The organism is Bradyrhizobium sp. 170, from assembly GCF_023101085.1.
Classification (GTDB): domain Bacteria; phylum Pseudomonadota; class Alphaproteobacteria; order Rhizobiales; family Xanthobacteraceae; genus Bradyrhizobium.
This window is the reverse complement of the sequence record NZ_CP064703.1, coordinates 5168507-5185915: the sequence shown is the minus strand read 5'-3', so window position 1 is coordinate 5185915 and position 17409 is coordinate 5168507. Positions and strand designations below refer to the sequence as shown.

Sequence of the window (17409 nt, the reverse complement as noted above, 5' to 3'; positions counted from 1 at the left end):
TTTTGTTCCGCAGGGCGGAATTAGGCCATGGAGCCATAACAATGGGAAGACGCTCGGAACGGCTTAGCAAGCAGGGAATGCTCGCCAGCGATCTCGCAGGCGAGGGTGATGTGATCCAGGTGGTGTCGCGGGCCTTCGATGTCCTGCGATGCTTCGAGGGTCATGAAGCGAGACTGGGTAATCTGGAAATTTCCAGCCGTTGCGGACTGCCGCGATCGACGGTGTCGCGGCTGACCCACACGCTGACGCGGATGGGCCAGCTCGTTTATCTGCCGCGCGATCAGAAATACCGTATCGGTCCAAGCGCGGTGGCGATGAGCACCTCGATGATGAAGGGGTTGCAGCTTCGCAACCTGATCAGGCTGCGGCTGCAGGACGTCGCCGATCAATTGCCGGGTACCGTCGGCTTCGTGATTCCCGATCGCTATCATCTGGTCTATCTCGAATTCGCGCGTGCCGCGAACGCGCTCGGCCTGCATGAAGGCACCGGCAGCCGCATCTCGATGACGAGCACCGCGGCCGGCTTTGCCTACACCGCAGCGCTCGATATAGATGTCGGCGATGCCTTGATCGCCGAAATGGAGCGCGAGATTCCGGGAAACTCGGGATTGTTGAAGTCGCGCATCGAGGACAACCGCCGCCATTTGCGCGAACACGGCTATGTCGTGGGCTGCGGCACCTGGAGTCCACACATCAACGGTTGCGCGGTGCCGGTGTGGTCGCCGCAGTATCAAACCTTCGTCGTTGTGACGATCGGCCTTCTCGCCGCGATGTTTGACGAGAAGCGGCTGCACAGGGAAGTGGCGCCGCAGATGCTCCAGCTCGGCGTTGCGATTGGCAGCCTGCTCGAAGGCGCCGAGGGCGACATCTTCGCCAACCGTATCGAAAGAAAGCCGCTTCCGGTACCGATCCATAATAACAACAAGATCATCAAGACGGAGGATACGAATGAACTGGAAGCCGGAGCTCGACGACCTCGCTCGGCGCGAAGCGTTCGCGCGCGAGATGGGAGGCGTTGACAAGGTCAAGCGCCAGCATGACCAGGGCCGGCTCACGGTTCGTGAGCGCATCGACAGACTGATCGACAAGAATTCCTTCCACGAGATCGGCGCCATCTCCGGCATCGCCGAATACGACGACAACAGCGAACTCAAGCACCTGACGCCGGCGAACTGCGTGTTCGGCCGCGGCAAGATCGACGGCCGCACCGTGGTCGTCGTCGGCGACGATTTCACCGTGCGCGGCGGTTCGGCCGACGCCTCGATCTCGGCCAAGCCGCTGATGGCCGAGGAAATGGCGCATGATTTCCGCCTGCCGATCATCCGCGTGATCGAAGGTTCGGGCGGTGGCGGCTCGGTGAAGACAATTGAAACGCGCGGGGCGGCTAATCTGCCCGGCGGCGTCGGCGGCACGCGCTGGTACTGGTTCACGACCGCGAACATGGCTCGCGTGCCCGTGGTCGCCCTCGGGCTCGGTTCGGTCGCGGGCCTTGGCGCGGCGCGGCTTGCCGCCAGCCATTATTCGGTCATGACCCGGAATTCCGCGATGTTCGTCGCAGGTCCGCCGGTGGTGAAGCGCCTCGGCCAGGACCTGACGAAAACAGAACTTGGCGGCGCCGAGATCCAGACCCGCGCCGGCGGCGTCGACGATGCCGTCGATACCGAGGAGGAGGCGTTCGAACGCGCCAGGCGCTTTCTGTCCTATCTGCCGTCATCGGTGTACGACCTGCCGCCGACCACGCCCTGCACCGATGATCCGGAGCGCGCGGAAGAATCGCTGTTGAAGGCAGTGCCGCGCAATCGCCGCCAGGTCTACAAGATGCGCCCGATCATCGACGCCGTGGTCGACAAGGGCTCGTTCTTCGAGGTCAACGCCAATTTCGGCCGCCCTGTTATCACCGGGCTTGCGCGGCTCGAGGGGCGCGCGGTGCTGCTGCTGGCCAGCGATCCCTTCCACTATGGCGGGTCGTGGACCGCGGAGGCCTGCCAGAAGGTGGTGCGCTGGGTCGATTTCGCCGAGACCTTCCATCTGCCGGTGGTCTACTTGATGGATTGTCCGGGCTTCATGATCGGGCTTGAGGCCGAGAAGTCGGCGACCATCCGTCACGGCGTGCGCGCGATGGCCGCCGTCAACCAGTCGACCGTGCCCTGGTGCACCATCATCGTGCGCAATGCCTTTGGTGTTGCCGGCGTCGTGCACCAGCCCGCCAATCGCTATTCGATGCGCTATGCCTGGCCGTCGGCCTATTGGGGTTCGCTGCCGCTGGAAGGCGGCATCGAGGCGGCCTACCGCGCCGACATCGATGCTTCAGATGATCCGGCCGCGAAGCTGAAGGAGATCGAGGATCGCCTCAACAAGCTGCGCTCGCCGTTCCGTTCGGCCGAGAAATTCTGGGTCGAGGAAGTGATCGATCCCCGCAAGACGCGTTCGCTGTTGTGCGAATTCGCACGGCTCGCCGAACCGATCCGCACCGTAGGGCCGGCGACGAACATGGCGATCCGGCCGTAGTTGACGCCCAGATTGTAGGGTGGGCAAAGCGAAGCGTGCCCACCATTCTGTGCCGATGAGAAAAGATGGTGGGCACGGCGCAAGTGCGCCTTTGCCCACCCTACGAGATACTCACGCCGCCACCGGCTTCGGCCGTGAGATCGCCAGTACAATCAGCGCGGCGACAATGCAGAGCGCACCGGCGACGAAGAACGCCGGCAGATAGGTCTGCAGCATCGTTCGCGACAGGCCGGCGCCGAAGGCCGCGACGCCCGCACCCAACTGATGGCCGGCAAAAATCCAGCCGAACACGAGGTTGGCGCGCTCCGGGCCGAATCGTTGCGCGGTGAGCCGCACGGTCGGCGGCACGGTCGCGATCCAGTCGAGCCCGTAGAACACCGCAAATAGCGACAGGCCGTAGAGCGTGAAATCGGAGAAGGGCAGGAACAGCAGCGACAGGCCGCGCAGCCCGTAATACCAGAACAACAGCTTCCGATTGTCGTAGCGATCCGACAGCCAGCCCGAGGCAATGGTGCCGACAAAATCGAAAATTCCCATCGCCGCGAGCAGGCTTGCGGCCTGCACTTGCGGAATGCCGAAGTCGAGGCACATCGGAATCAAATGCACCTGGATCAGGCCGTTGGTGCTGGCGCCGCAGATGAAGAACGTCGCAAACAGGATCCAGAACACACCCGACTTCGAGGCATCGCGGAGAGTGCCGAGCGCTGCCGCCATGATCGGTGCGTTGTTCGGCGGTGGCGCCGGCAGCGGCTCGGTGCCTTCGTCGCCGTACGGCCGCAGGCCGACGTCGCTCGGCCGGTCGCGCATGACCAGCAGCACGGCGAAGGCGGCCACACCCAGCATCACGCAGATCAGCGCCAGCGCGATCCGCCAGCCGTAATGATCGGTCAGGCTTGCCAGCAGCGGCAGGAACGCGAGTTGTCCCGTCGCGACGCTCGCGGTGAGAATGCCGACGACGAGGCCGCGCCGCGCCACGAACCAGCGCGCGGCGACCGTTGCGCCCAGCACCAGCGCCGTCATGCCGGTACCGAGCCCGATCACCACGCCCCACAGCAGCATCAGCTGCCAGACCTTGGTCATCGCCAGCGACGCGACGAGCCCTGATACGACGATCAGCAGCCCCGACAGCGCCACATTGCGCAGGCCGTAGCGGTTCATCAGCGCCGCGGCAAATGGCGCCATCAGCCCGAACAGGATGAAGCGGATCGAGAGCGCCGAGGAAATCTCCGCGGTGGTCCAGCCGAACTCCTTCTGCAAGGGCACGATGAAAACACCGGGCGCGCCGACCGTGCCGGCCGAGATCAGGGCGGTGAGGAAGGTCACGCCAACCATCGCCCAGCCGTAATGGATGTTGCGGCGGGAGAGGGCGGCTGACAGCCAGTTCGAGATCATTGGGCCTCAGAGAATCCAGTGGGAAGGTTTGTCTGGTTTGCTGTGTGCATTCTGACCCGACGGCAGTCTGACATAAATGTCATACTTCCCTCGTTTCAGGACACGAAATGGGAACGCCCTGCGTCAGCATTGATCCGCGCGCGGGTCAGCTGCGCCCATTGAATTATACTTATAATATTATGCGCGGCGGAGAATCGCAACGGATCATTCCATGAAAAAACGCGGCCATTCGCATGAGAGAAATTGATCGATCTCCGTCCGGGCAAGGTTTGTCGAACGCTCGCTATTCCAGTCCGTCGAGCGCGGTCTCGATGGCTTTCCTGAAGGCCGCGACGTCGCCGAGTTCGTGGCCGAGCACGAGCGCAAGCCGGGTCAGGAACAGCGCTTCGCGTGCGGCCCCCGCCTGATCGATCGCGGTCGCCAGCGTCTCATAGGCGGTCTCGAAGTCTTCGAACGGCATGGCGCTCATGGCGTCTCGCTTCCCAGGCAAAGGCCTGCGGTTTTCAGGATCTCGCCGGGAGCGACGGCCTTCCATCGCCCGGCAATATGCAGGTCGGGCCGCAGCAGATAGAGCGTACCGGGCACGGCAGCGAACACGCGGGCGATTTCGCCGTCACCGTCCGCAATGGCTTTCGCTTCGAAGGCGGAGCCGCTTGACGTGACCACCACCGGAACGAAACGCTTGTCGATCCGGCCGAGTTGCGCGAGCAGCGCCGCCTGTTCGGCAGTGGGTTGCCCCTCGCAGAACAGGATCGCCGTCATGCCGTTGCCGGCGCGATCCAGCAGATAGCTTCCGTCAGCGAGCCCAGCGTTCGGCGCGGCGCTGCCGCAAGCAGGGCCGCCGGCAAATTCAGCGTCGCGTCCGGCATAGGGCGTCAGCAGGCTTTCCGAATAGGTGTACGGCTGCATCTGGCGCGGATTGGCGAGCCCGCGCGGAAACTCGTGCTTCAAGCTGAGCGACAGGGCCGCCTCGCGCGCCAGTCGCCAGCCGCGCGTCGGCGGCGTCATGAAGCGCGTGCTCTTGGTGGCGTTGGCAAACACATCCAGCGTGGCGCCGCGCCGTTCCGGCGAATAGCTGTCGAGCAGGCGGTCGTCCGCCTCGCCATGCAGAACAAGCGCGAGCTTCCAGCCGATGTTTTCGGCATCCGCCAGGCCGTTGTTCAGTCCGCGCACGCCGAAGATCGGCACGATGTGCGCGGCATCGCCGATGAAGAACACGCGATCGTGCCGGTAATCGTCGAGGCAGAGGGTGTTGGCGGAGTAGACGCTCCACCAGTCCAGTTCCCACGGTTTTGTGTGGCCGATATCGGCGAGGATCGCGCTGACGCGTGCGCGGATGTTTTCCTCCTTGAGAGCTTCTTCCTCGCTCTCGCCTTCGCGAAGCTGATAGTCGACGCGCCAGATATCGTCCGGCTGCTTGTGGATCAGCACAGTGCCTCCGGGGTTGCCGCTTGGCTCAAAGAACGCCCGCCGCTCGGTCGGGAAGTCATGATCCATGCGGATGTCCGCGATCACATAGCGGCCTTCGTAATTGTCACCTTTTAGGCGGAGCCCGAGCATCGACCGGATCGGCGAGCGCGCGCCGTCGGCCGCCAGCAGATAGAGAGCGTCGAGATAGTAGTTTCCTTCCGGCGATGAAATACGGGCAGAAACCCCGTCTACGTGGCGCTCGAGGCCGGTAAGTTCGCTCTGCCAGCGCATGTCGATGAGTTCGCTGGTCGCGACCGCATCGTGCAGGAATTTTTCGATGTACTGCTGCTGCAGATTGTACATCGGCAGATATTTTTCGCCCGGCGGTTGCGGCATCTCCAGCCGGAAAATCTGCTCGCCGCGATAGTAGCTGCGGCCGAACCGCCAGCCGAGCGCCTTTTCGACGAACGGCGCGATCGCGCCGATCCGTTCCAGAATATGCATGCTCGGCCGCGCGATGCAGATCGCGCGGCTGCCGTCATTAAATGTGTCCTTGCGATCGATCAGGACGCTGCGGATGCCGTAGCGCGCCAGCACCAGCGCCGCGGTCATGCCGATCGGGCCGGCGCCCGCGATCAATACCGGGCGTCGTGTCGTGGCGCCGTCAAGTTCGGGGACACGCCGCGCAGCGAACCTAGGATATTCGAAATAGAGCGATTCCAGCGCTCCCTTGCCGGCAGGTCTCATATCTCTCTTCTCTCTCCGTCTATTTCTTGCGGTCGAGAAACCCTTGCATCAGCCGCTGCGGCTCGCCGGTCAGGAAGGATTTTCCGAAGACGCCGACGCTTAAGTTGACGGATTCGGTCAGCGGCAGTTCCTCCCACTGGCGCATCAATGCCTTCTGCGCGCGCAGCGCTTCGGGACCGCATTCGAGCAGCGCGTTGACCGTATGCTCGACCGCATCGTCGAGCCCGCCTTGCTTCGCTACCACGTCGACCAGGCCCCAGGCGAGCGCGGTGGGCGCGTCGATATTCTCTGCCGTCATGACAAGCCAGCGGGCGCGGCCCCAACCGATCAGCCGCGGCAGCAGCGCGGCATGGATCACCGAGGGGATGCCGACCCGCACTTCCGGCATGCCGAACTTGGCATCATGGGCCGCAATCCGGAAATCGCAGGCGGCGGCGACTTCGAGGCCACCGCCGAGGCACCAGCCCGGAAGCCGCGCGATCACGGGCGCCGGAAAGTGGCGCACGGCCTCGCAGAGGTCGCGCAGCCGGGTGATGAAGGCTTCCGCGGATTTCTGGTCGAGCTTTGCCATCTCCTTGATGTCGGCGCCGCCGATCATGCTCTTTTCGCTCTGGCCGGCGAGGATCACCGCGCGAATGTCCTTGTCGCCGGCGAGATCCTCAAACCCTTTGCGGACCCCGTCGGTGACGGCGGAGGAGAGGATGTTGAGGGAGCCTGCGTTGCAGATCGACAGGCGAATGACGCCTCTGCCGTCGCGGTCGACGCCGCAATGGGGATTGAGCATTTCCATTTTGTTTTTCCCGGACTTGTTCTGGCGGTTGGCGTCACTTCCAAGACATTACGCCGGCTTGTCAAGGGCAGGCGGATGGGCGTTGCGTGGCGGAATATGCCGTTATAAAATGACGATCATCATTCAAAGGAGCTGCCATGACTACGACCGAGACCGCCGATCTGTTTTCGTTCGATACGCGCAGGCACCGGGTGGTGGACTGGCAGGCGCCGGGGCCGGTGGCGAAGGCGGCCTCCGGCATGTCCGGGCTGGAGACGATGTGCGCGATCCGCGACGGCATCCTGCCACCGCCGCCGATGGCCCGATTGATCGGTTTCGAGATGCGCATCGCCGAACCCGGCCGTATCGTGATGGAACTGGACCCGGATGAAAGCCTCGAAAATACCATCGGACTGCTCCACGGCGCGACCGCCGCGGCACTCCTGGATACCGCCATGGGTTGCGCCATTGCCACCATGCAGCCGGCGGGGCAGACCTCGGTCACGCTGGACCTCAAGCTGACCTATCTGCGGCCGTTGTCGGTGCAATCACGCACGATCTCGGCGGAAGGCAGAGTGGTAAAACTCGGCCGCCAGACCAGCTATGCCGAAGGCTTCGTCCGTGACGGCGCGGGCAATCTTGCAGTGCACGCGACCGCCACATTCACGATGATCGGCGTTGAAAAAGCGAAATAGATGCAGCTTTTCGCCCGCACAACTGCTATTATATGACTGCAAACATTTCATGGGACGCGTTGATGCGTTATTCGAAAGAGCACAAGCAGGAGACCCACGCGCGGATCGTGAAGAAAGCCTCGGTGCGGCTTCGCGAAAAGGGCGCGCATGGCATCGGTGTCGCCGACCTGATGAAGGAGGCAGGCCTGACCCATGGCGGCTTCTACGCGCATTTCGATTCCCGCGACGCGCTGGTGATCGAGGCCTTTGCCTATGCGATGGACCGCTCGGCCGAGCATTGGCGGAAGATCGCCGCCGAGACGCTGCCGGAGAAGCGGCTCTCGACGATCGTCGATTCCTACGTCTCGACGGTGCATCGCGACGATCCCGGCCGCGGCTGCGCGGTCCCGACGCTCGGCGCCGAGATCGCCCGCGAAAGCGCCAAAACCCGCAAGGCCTTTAGCGCCAAGCTCGAACAGTTGATCGATGTGATGGCCGAACAGATTCTGGATGTGCCGCGAAAGACGGCGCGCAAGCAGGCCATGGGCACGCTGGCGACCATGATGGGTGCCCTGGTGATGTCCCGCGTGGCCGGCAGCGGTGAACTGTCGGACGAAATTCTCGTCGCCGGCCGCGAGGCGGCGCTGGCCCGTGCCGAGGCGACGAAGCCAGCCGTGAAGAAGGCGCGGGCGAAGGTGAATTGAATTCGAAATTCGCCGCCGTCATTGCCTGCGACAAACGCGAAGCGTTTGCGCAAGGGAGCGAAGCGAAGCAATCCATGCTTCGGCTTGCGGCGCTATGGATTGCTTCGCTTCGCTCGCAATAACGTGGTGAGAGTTCACCTTCCTCCAAACAGCGCGCGCTCGCTGTCCACCGTCTCGTGGATGTAATCGGCAACCGCCCTGATCCGCGCCAGATCCTTGCTGTCGGCGTGCATCAGCATCCAGAAGCTGCGCGAGATCCTAATCTCATCAGGCAATACCGGGCGCAATTCCGGATGCGCCGTCGCCATGAAGTGGGGCAGCACGGCGATTCCAAACCCCGCGATGGTGGCGTTGAGCTGCGCGATCAGGTTGGCGCTGCGGAATTTGGCGGAAATCTTTGGCGAGACCTGGGGCAGGTAATCCAGTTCCGGCGTGAACAGCAGTTCCTCGATGTAGCCGACGAAGCGATGCGCGGGCAGGTCGCCGCGGCTCCTGATCGCGGGCGCGCGGTCGAGATAGGCGGGGGCGGCGTAGAGCCCGAGGCTGTAGTCGAGCAGCTTGCGCCCGACGATCCGGCCTTCCTTCGGCATCGTCAAGCTGATGGCAATGTCCGCTTCGCGCTTCGACAGGCTGAACAGCCGCGCGGTCGCCACGAGCTGCAGGTCGAGATCGGGATACCGTTCGGTGAATTTGACCAGCCGCGAGGCCAGAAAATGGCTGCCGAAACCGTCGGGGGCGCCGATCCGCACGGTGCCGGTCAGATGCGCGCGCGAGCCGCCGACCGCCTCCTGGTTGGCGACGATGGTGGATTCCATCGCTTCCGCGCTGTCGGCGACGCGCTGGCCGGCCTCGGTCAGGAGATATCCGGTCTTGCGGCGATCGAACAGCTTTGCCGTGAGATGCCGTTCCAGGCGGTCGACACGCCGGATCACTGTGGCATGATCGACGGCAAGCTGCTTGGCGGCAGCGGAAACCGATCCGCCGCGGACGATCGCCAGCACGAAACGGAAGTCATCCCAATCGATCGTCTTGGTGCCTTGATCCAGCATTTCCGCACATCTAAGGTGCAATATATCGGACTTGTATCCTAAGAAATGCAGGTCAAAAAGGGCTCCATAGCGCTTTCGAGCGAAGTGGGTACCGGTTCGCGTGAAGAAAGCGCGTCAGAACATCGTTTAGAGCCTCGGTTCGACCGAGGCTCGGCTCTCAGGGAGATCATTCATGCGCTCAATCGGACATTTCATCGGTGGTAAAGAGGTCAAGGGCACGTCCGGGCGGACGGCTGACGTTTTCGAGCCGATGACCGGCGACGTCCAGGCCAAGGTGGCGCTGGCCTCCAAGGCCGAGGTTCGCGCCGCCGTCGAAAACGCCAGGGACGCGCAGGTCGAGTGGGCCAACACCAATCCGCAGCGCCGCGCGCGCGTGATGATGAAATTCCTCGAACTCGCGCAGCGCGATTACGACAAGCTCGCCGACATGCTGGCGCGCGAACACGGCAAGACCGTTCCCGACGCCAAGGGCGACATCCAGCGCGGCCTCGAGGTCGTCGAGTTCGCCTGCGGCATCCCGCATTTGATGAAGGGTGAATACACCGAAGGCGCCGGTCCCGGCATCGACATCTATTCGATGCGGCAACCCTTGGGCGTCGTCGCTGGCATCACGCCGTTCAATTTCCCGGCGATGATCCCGATGTGGAAATTCGCGCCTGCGATCGCCTGCGGTAACGCTTTCATCCTGAAGCCCTCGGAGCGCGATCCTGGCGTGCCGATGATGCTGGCGGCCTTGATGATCGAGGCAGGCCTCCCGCCCGGCGTCCTCAACGTCGTCAACGGCGACAAGGAAGCGGTCGACGCCATTCTCGACGATCCCGACATCAGGGCGATCGGCTTCGTCGGCTCTTCGCCGATCGCGCAATATATCTATGAGCGCGCAGCCGCCACCGGCAAGCGCGCGCAGTGTTTTGGCGGCGCCAAGAACCACGCCATCGTGATGCCCGACGCCGACATGGACCAGACCGTCGATGCACTGATCGGCGCCGGCTATGGCTCGGCGGGCGAGCGCTGCATGGCGATTTCGGTCGCGGTGCCCGTCGGCAAGACCGCCGCCGACCGCCTGATGGAAAAGCTGATTCCGCGCGTGGAGTCGCTCAAGATCGGCACCTCGGTCGATCCGTCCGCCGATTTCGGCCCGCTGGTGACGCGCGAAGCGGTCGAGAAGGTGAAGAACTACATCGATATCGGTGTCAAGGAAGGCGCGACGCTTGCCGTCGACGGCCGCGGCTTCAAGATGCAGGGCTACGAGAAGGGATTCTATCTCGGTGGTTCGCTGTTCGACAACGTCACCAAGGACATGCGTATCTACAAGGAAGAGATCTTTGGCCCGGTGCTGTCGGTGGTGCGCGCCCACGACTACAAGGAAGCGCTGGCGCTGCCATCGGACCATGACTACGGCAACGGCGTTGCGATCTTCACCCGCGACGGCGACGCCGCCCGCGATTTCGCGGCCAAGGTGAATGTCGGCATGGTCGGCATCAACGTGCCGATCCCGGTGCCGATCGCGTACTACACCTTCGGCGGCTGGAAGAAGTCCGGCTTCGGCGATCTCAACCAGCACGGTCCGGATTCGATCCGCTTCTACACCAAGACCAAGACGATCACCTCGCGCTGGCCGTCCGGTGTCAAGGAAGGCGCGGAGTTCTCGATTCCGACGATGAACTGACGCATCACAGCGCGAGGCGCGGAGATGCAGTTCGCTCTCAATGAGGACCAGGTGGCGGTTCGCGACATGGCGCGCGAATTCGCCGCGGAGAAGATCGCGCCGCATGCGTTGCGCTGGGACGAGGAGAAGCATTTTCCGGTCGATGTGATGCGCGAGGCCGCAAGCCTCGGCATCGGCGGCATTTACATCAAGGACGACGTCGGCGGCTCCGCCATGACCCGCTTCGACGCCGCGCTGATCTTCGAGGCGCTGGCGACCGGCTGCCCGACCGTGTCGGCCTTCATCTCGATCCACAACATGGCGTCGTGGATGATCGATGCCTATGGCAATGACACCCAGCGCCAGAAATGGCTGCCAAAGCTCTGCACCATGGAGCTGTTGGCGAGCTATTGCCTGACCGAGCCGGGCTCCGGCTCGGACGCCGCGGCGCTGCGCACCCGCGCGGTGCGCGACGGTGACCATTATGTGCTCAACGGCCAGAAGCAGTTCATCTCCGGCGCCGGCAAGGGCGATCTTTATGTGGTGATGGTCCGGACCGGCGCCGACGGTCCCGGTGGCATCTCGACGCTTGTCATTCCGGCCGACACGCCGGGCGTCTCGTTCGGCGCCAACGAGCGCAAGATGGGCTGGAACGCGCAGCCGACCCGCGCGGTGATTTTCGAGAATGCGCGCGTGCCGGTCGAAAATAGACTTGGCGACGAGGGTATCGGCTTCAAGATCGCGATGGCCGGGCTCGACGGCGGCCGCATCAATATCGCGGCGTGTTCACTCGGCGGCGCGCAAAGCGCGCTCGACAAATCGCTCGCCTACATGAAGGAACGAAAAGCCTTCGGAAAACGCCTCGACGAATTCCAGGCGCTGCAGTTTCGCCTCGCCGACATGGCGACCGAACTGGAGGCGGCGCGGACTTTTGTGTGGCGTGCGGCGGCTGCGCTCGACCGCAAGGATGCCGACGCCCCCATGCTGTGCGCGATGGCCAAACGTTTCGGCACCGACGTCGGCTTCGAGGTCGCCAACCAGGCGCTGCAACTGCATGGCGGCTACGGTTACCTCAGCGAATACGGCATCGAGAAGATCGTGCGCGACCTGCGCGTGCACCAGATCCTGGAAGGGACCAACGAAATCATGCGGATGATCGTGTCGCGCAAGATGATCGAGGGCGCGCGATGACAGCAACTGCTGCAGCCGCGCTCATCGAAGGCGACGTGATCGCGCAGCGCGAAGGTGGCGTTGGTGTGATCCGGCTCAATCGGCCGAAGGCTATCAATGCGGTGACGCTGGAGATGTTTCGCGACATCGACAAGGCGCTCGATGCCTTCGAGGCCGATCCCGCAGTCGCCGTGATCCTGCTGGAAGGCGCGGGCGAGCGCGGTCTCTGCGCCGGCGGCGACATCCGCGCGCTCTGGGAGAGCTCGAAGGTCAGGGGTGACCTCGGCAAGATCCTCTGGCGCGAGGAATACATCCTCAACGCCCGCATCAAGAAATTCCCGAAACCGTACGTCGCCTTCATGGACGGCATCGTGATGGGCGGCGGCGTCGGGTTATCGGCGCACTCCAGCCACCGCGTCGTGACCGAGAAAACGAAGCTGGCCATGCCCGAGGTCGGCCTCGGCTTCTTCCCCGATGTCGGCGGCACCTGGCTGTTGTCGCACTCGCCGGGTGAGATCGGCACTTATTTCGGATTGACCGGGCAGACCATGAATGGCCCCGACGCGATCCATGCAGGCTTTGCCGATCTGGTGGTGCCGTCCGAAGAACTGGCCGCCCTGCGCGAAGTTCTCACTCGGGCCGGACCCGGTATAACGTCCGGCGAAATCAGAACCCTCATCGAAACCTTTGCGACAGGCGAGACCGCCGGCCCCGTCGCAGCGATGGAATCGAAGATCGACGCATGGTTTGCCCATGATCGCATGGAAGATATCGTCGCAGCGCTGCAGCGCGATGGGTCGGAACTGGCGCTGTCGACGTTGAAGACGCTGAACGAAAAGTCGCCGCGTGGCATGGTGGTGACGCTCAAGTTGTTGCGGCTGGCGCGTACGGCCCGCTCGCTGGAGGAATGCCTGGTACGGGAATATCGCGCCGCGCTGGAAGTCTTCGCCAGCGACGATTTCCGCGAGGGCGTGCGCGCGGCCGTGATCGACAAGGACCGCAGTCCAAAGTGGTCGCCGCCGCGGATCGAGGACGTGACGCCGGCAATGGTCGCGCCGTATTTCGCCGAGATCGGCGCCGCCGAATTGAAATTCAGCTGATCAAAATAGAAAAGTTTCAAGCGGAGGATTCGAGATGGCAACTATCGCATTCATTGGTCTCGGCAACATGGGCGGGCCGATGGCGGCCAATCTGGTCAAGGCCGGCCACAAGGTCACCGCGTTCGATCTGGTCGCGGCCTCGCGCGATCAGGCCAAGGCCGACGGCGCGGCCATTGCGGAGAGTTCGGCTGCTTCCGTGAAGGGCGCCGACGTCGTCGTCACCATGCTGCCTGCGGGCAAGCATGTGCTGTCGGTCTGGAACGAGGTGATCCCCGTGATGACCAAGGGCACGCTGATCATCGATTGCTCGACCATCGACGTCGAGAGCGCCAAGCAGGCGCACGCGCTGGCGTCCAAGAGCGGAATGCTTTCGGTCGACGCCCCGGTGTCGGGCGGAACCGGCGGTGCCAAGGGCGCAACACTGACCTTCATGTGCGGCGGCGAGGACAAGGCGTTCGCGGCAGCAAAACCGGTGCTGGAGAACATGGGCAAGAAGCTCGTGCATTGCGGTGGCGCGGGCGCGGGGCAGGCGGCCAAGATCTGCAACAACATGATCCTGGGCATTTCCATGATCGGCGTCGGCGAGGCCTTTGCGCTCGCGGAAAAGCTCGGCCTGTCGCATCAGGCGCTGTTCGACGTCGCCTCGACCTCCTCGGGGCAGTGCTGGGCGCTGACGTCCTATTGCCCGGTGCCGGGCCCGGTGCCGGCCTCGCCGGCGAACAACGGCTACAAGCCGGGATTTGCCTCGGCGCTGATGGTGAAGGACCTGACGCTGGCGCAGGACGCGGCCAACGCCGCGGGCGCTGCGACGCCGCTGGGCAAGCACGCGCAGGAGCTCTACAAGGCGTTCGACGCCGCCGGCCACGGCGGGGTGGATTTTTCCGGGATTATCCAGCACGTTAGGAGTCTCGCCGGGAAATAACGGAGACCTGATGACGACCTTCCAGGAAGCGCGCGCCTTTCTGCTCAAGCACCGCACGGATTACGATACGGCCGTAAAAGGGTTCCGCTGGCCCGATCCGGTTCCGTTCAACTGGGCGCTCGACTGGTTCGATGCGGAACTCGCACGCAATGCCGACAGCCGGGATCGCACGGCGCTCTGGATCGTCGATGCCGGCGACAAGGAGACAAAACTCTCCTTCGCGGCGCTGTCGCGCCGTTCCAACCAGGTCGCGAACTTCCTGCGTGCGCAGGGATTGAAGCGCGGCGACCATCTGTTGTTGCTGCTCGGCAATGTTGTGCCGCTATGGGAGACCATGCTGGCGGCGATGAAGCTCGGTGTGGTGGTGATCCCCGCCACCACGCTTCTTACCCCGGACGAATTGCGTGACCGGCTCGATCGCGGCAAGGCGAGGGTGGTGGTGGCTTCACAGGATCAGGTCGCGAAGTTTGCTGGCCTTGGCGCCGACAATCTGGCGCGCATCGTGGTCGGCGCGACCTCGAAGCACGACGGTTGGCTCCCCTTCGAACAGTCGGCGAGCGCATCCGAAACCTTTGCGCCTGACGGTCCGACCAACGCCGACGACCCGATGCTGCTCTATTTCACCTCGGGCACGACCGCAAAACCAAAGCTGGTGCGGCACAGCCAGCGCAGCTATCCGGTCGGCGCACTGTCGACGATGTTCTGGCTCGGGCTGCAGCCGGGCGATGTGCATCTGAATATTTCCTCGCCGGGCTGGGCCAAGCATGCCTGGAGTTGCTTCTTCGCGCCATGGAATGCGGGGGCCACTGTGTTCGTGGTCAACCAGCCGCGTTTCGATGCAAAAGCCTTGCTCGCGACCATCGGGCGCTGCGGCGTCACCACGCTGTGCGCGCCGCCGACGGTGTGGCGGCTGTTCATCCAGGAGAAGCTTGCCGAGTTCAAGGTGAGCCTGCGCGAGGTCTGCGGCGCCGGCGAGCCGCTCAACCCGGAAGTGATCGATCAGGTGAAGACGGCGTGGGGCCTGACCATCCGCGACGGCTACGGCCAGACCGAAACCACCGCACTCGCGGGCAACTCGCCGGGCCAGAAGGTCAAGGTCGGGTCGATGGGGCGCCCGCTGCCCGGCTACCGTGTGCAGATTACCGACAATGACGGCCACGTCACCAAGGAGGGGGAGGTGACGCTGGTGCTCGGCGCCGACCGCCCGGCAGGCCTGATGCAGGGCTATCAGGGCGAGGATGGCAAGCTCTCCGGCGCCGACGGCGATCTCTATCGCAGCGGCGACGTGGTGTTCGCCGACGACGAGGGCTACCTCACGTTCGTCGGCCGCTCCGACGACGTCTTCAAATCATCCGACTACCGCATCAGCCCGTTCGAGCTGGAGAGCGTGCTGCTGGAGCATGAATCGGTGGCCGAAGCCGCAGTCGTACCGAGCCCCGATCCGATCCGGCTGGCGATCCCCAAGGCCTATGTGCTGCTGGTATCGGGCGTGGAGCGTTCGCCCGAAACCGCGCTGTCGATCTTCAAGCACCTGCACACCCGGCTCGCGCCGTTCAAGCGCATCCGCAAGATCGAACTGGTCACGGAACTGCCGAAGACGATTTCCGGAAAGATCCGCCGCGTGCAGTTGCGCCGGCTCGAACATGATAATGTCAGAAGCGATGCGTTGCGCGGCGCCGAGTTCCGCGAAGAAGAATTCCCGGAGCTGCAGAAGGTGCGGACCGCCGGGCTGGAGAGCTGATCAATGAATGAAGTCTGGAAGAAACCGCCGGTCTCGTTTGAGGCCTATCAGGCCATGGTCGGCAAGGAGATCGGCGTGTCGTCATGGCACTTGATCGACCAGAGCCGGATCAACGTTTATGCCGACGTGATCGAGGACCATCAGTTCATCCATGTAGATCCGGAACGGGCGAAGAAGGAAACCGCGTTCGGCAACACCATCGCGCATGGCTTCCTCACCATGTCGCTGATGAGCATCATGTCCTATGAGGTGATGCCGGTCATCGAGGGCACCGCGATGGGCGTCAACTATGGCTTTGACAAGCTGCGCTTCCTCTCGCCGGTCCGTGCCGGCTCGCGCGTCCGCGGCCGCTTCACGCTCATGGAGGCCAAGCTGCGCAAGCCGAAAGAGCTGCAGTCGCGAACCAACGTCACCGTCGAGATCGAGGGCGAGGATAAGCCGGCGCTGGTAGCCGACTGGATCGGGCTGATCTATTTCAATTGACTTCGGCCCGTAATGGCCGGGCTTGTCCCGGCCATCCACGTCTTGCTATGCAGCAACCAAGAAGACGTGGATGCCCGGCACAAGGCCGGGCATGACGAGAGAAACCCACATCCAGGAATTCCACTCATGGCAATCAGGTTTGACGGACGCGTCGCTATCGTCACCGGCGCGGGCAATGGTCTGGGACGGGCGCATGCGCTGGGGCTGGCAAGCCGCGGCGCCAAGGTGGTGGTCAATGATTTCGGCGGCGCGCGCGATGGCACCGGCGGCTCGCTGACCCCTGCCGAGGCCGTGGTCGAGGAGATCCGCAAAGCCGGCGGCGTCGCCATGGCCGACGGCGCCGACGTCTCGAAGTTCGGACAAGTCACGGCGATGGTCGAGCGGGCTACGAAGGAGTGGGGCAGCGTCGATCTCCTGTGCGCCAACGCTGGCATTCTCCGCGACAAGTCGTTCGCAAAAATGGACATCGCCGACTTTGCCAAAGTACTCGATGTTCATCTCGTCGGCACTTTTTACTGCTGCAAGGCGGTGTGGGATGGCATGCGCGAGCGCAACTACGGCCGCATCGTGCTGACCACCTCGTCGTCGGGCCTGTTCGGCAATTTCGGTCAGGCTAATTACGGCGCCGCCAAAGCCGGCATGGTCGGCCTGATGAACGTGCTGGCCGAGGAAGGCCGCAAGAACAACATCCGCGTCAACACGATTTCGCCGACGGCCGCGACCCGGATGACGGAAGAACTGCTGCCACCGCAGGCGCTGGCCCTGATGCGCCCCGAGGCGATCACGCCGGCGGTGGAATTCCTGCTCAGCGAGGACGCGCCCACCCGCACCATCATGGGCGCCGGCGCAGGCTCGTTTGCGGTGATCAAGATCATCGAGACCGAAGGCATCAACCTGGCTCAATCCGACTGGACGCCGGATGCGATTGCCGCGCATTTTGCCGAGATCGACGATGTTTCGAAGGCGAAGGCGCTGCAAGGCGCGTTCGAGCAGACACAGAAGTATGTAGCGCAGGCCGCGGCGCGCGCGGGGATCAAGCTGTAGCTCGCCGGCCAATTCGTAGGGTGGGCAAAGGCGCACTTTGCGCCATGC

At 63.7% G+C, this 17409-nt stretch carries 16 protein-coding genes; 11 read left to right on the top strand and 5 right to left on the bottom strand.

Translation table 11 applies throughout. The annotated features are described in order from the left end of the window. Positions 1-41 precede the first annotated feature (41 nt). On the top strand, positions 42-1019 hold the full coding sequence (locus IVB05_RS24285) for an IclR family transcriptional regulator (RefSeq protein ID WP_247778426.1): 978 nt from the start codon (positions 42-44) through the stop codon (positions 1017-1019). After that, positions 949-2508 carry a carboxyl transferase domain-containing protein gene (locus tag IVB05_RS24280; RefSeq protein WP_247778425.1) on the top strand — a complete coding sequence of 520 codons (1560 nt, stop codon included), beginning with the start codon at positions 949-951 and terminating at the stop codon, positions 2506-2508. The genes IVB05_RS24285 and IVB05_RS24280 overlap by 71 nt, the downstream gene beginning before the upstream one ends. A gap of 111 nt (positions 2509-2619) precedes the next feature. Here IVB05_RS24280 and IVB05_RS24275 read toward each other — a convergent pair whose 3' ends face one another. From IVB05_RS24275 to IVB05_RS24260, 4 genes are all read right to left on the bottom strand, one after another. After that, entirely contained in the window at positions 2620-3900 is a 1281-nt protein-coding gene (locus IVB05_RS24275) for an MFS transporter (RefSeq protein ID WP_247778424.1), read from the bottom strand. Between the two features lie 283 nt (positions 3901-4183). After that, positions 4184-4369 (bottom strand): hypothetical protein, encoded by a 186-nt coding sequence (locus IVB05_RS24270; protein ID WP_247778423.1) that lies wholly within the window; start codon positions 4367-4369, stop codon positions 4184-4186. Beyond that, on the bottom strand, positions 4366-6057 hold the full coding sequence (locus IVB05_RS24265; RefSeq protein ID WP_247778422.1) for an FAD-dependent monooxygenase: 1692 nt from the start codon (positions 6055-6057) through the stop codon (positions 4366-4368). The genes IVB05_RS24270 and IVB05_RS24265 overlap by 4 nt, the downstream gene beginning before the upstream one ends. A 19-nt stretch (positions 6058-6076) precedes the next feature. Then, positions 6077-6847, bottom strand: a complete 771-nt coding sequence (locus IVB05_RS24260) for an enoyl-CoA hydratase (RefSeq protein WP_247778421.1) — start codon at positions 6845-6847, stop codon at positions 6077-6079. Positions 6848-6984: 137 nt separating this feature from the next. Between IVB05_RS24260 and IVB05_RS24255 the strand changes: the two genes are divergently transcribed. Then, positions 6985-7521: a PaaI family thioesterase gene (locus tag IVB05_RS24255; protein WP_247778420.1), complete on the top strand. Its 537-nt coding sequence runs from the start codon at positions 6985-6987 to the stop codon at positions 7519-7521. A 62-nt stretch (positions 7522-7583) separates the two neighbouring features. Beyond that, a complete protein-coding gene (locus IVB05_RS24250; protein ID WP_247778419.1) occupies positions 7584-8204 on the top strand; it encodes a TetR/AcrR family transcriptional regulator in 621 nt (206 codons plus the stop codon). 134 nt (positions 8205-8338) lie between these two features. Here IVB05_RS24250 and IVB05_RS24245 read toward each other — a convergent pair whose 3' ends face one another. Then, positions 8339-9253 carry a LysR family transcriptional regulator gene (locus IVB05_RS24245; protein WP_247778418.1) on the bottom strand — a complete coding sequence of 305 codons (915 nt, stop codon included), beginning with the start codon at positions 9251-9253 and terminating at the stop codon, positions 8339-8341. A gap of 172 nt (positions 9254-9425) precedes the next feature. On the opposite strand from IVB05_RS24245, the gene IVB05_RS24240 reads away from it, so the two are divergent. From IVB05_RS24240 to IVB05_RS24210, 7 genes are all read left to right on the top strand, one after another. Further along, the gene (locus IVB05_RS24240; RefSeq protein ID WP_247778417.1) at positions 9426-10922 is read left to right on the top strand and encodes a CoA-acylating methylmalonate-semialdehyde dehydrogenase; all 1497 of its coding nucleotides are present in this window, start codon (positions 9426-9428) and stop codon (positions 10920-10922) included. Positions 10923-10946: 24 nt separating this feature from the next. Then, complete coding sequence (locus IVB05_RS24235) at positions 10947-12092, top strand: isobutyryl-CoA dehydrogenase (RefSeq protein ID WP_247778416.1); 1146 nt, start codon at positions 10947-10949, stop codon at positions 12090-12092. Further along, entirely contained in the window at positions 12089-13171 is a 1083-nt protein-coding gene (locus tag IVB05_RS24230; RefSeq protein ID WP_247778415.1) for an enoyl-CoA hydratase/isomerase family protein, read from the top strand. Before IVB05_RS24235 ends, IVB05_RS24230 begins: the two co-directional genes overlap by 4 nt. 34 nt (positions 13172-13205) lie before the next feature. Further along, the gene (mmsB, locus tag IVB05_RS24225) at positions 13206-14093 is read left to right on the top strand and encodes a 3-hydroxyisobutyrate dehydrogenase (RefSeq protein WP_247778414.1); all 888 of its coding nucleotides are present in this window, start codon (positions 13206-13208) and stop codon (positions 14091-14093) included. 10 nt (positions 14094-14103) lie between these two features. Continuing rightward, a complete protein-coding gene (locus tag IVB05_RS24220; RefSeq protein ID WP_247778413.1) occupies positions 14104-15834 on the top strand; it encodes an AMP-binding protein in 1731 nt (576 codons plus the stop codon). Between the two features lie 3 nt (positions 15835-15837). Beyond that, a complete protein-coding gene (locus tag IVB05_RS24215) occupies positions 15838-16317 on the top strand; it encodes a MaoC family dehydratase (protein ID WP_247778412.1) in 480 nt (159 codons plus the stop codon). A 126-nt stretch (positions 16318-16443) separates the two neighbouring features. Continuing rightward, on the top strand, positions 16444-17361 hold the full coding sequence (locus tag IVB05_RS24210; RefSeq protein WP_247778411.1) for an SDR family NAD(P)-dependent oxidoreductase: 918 nt from the start codon (positions 16444-16446) through the stop codon (positions 17359-17361). Positions 17362-17409 lie beyond the last annotated feature (48 nt).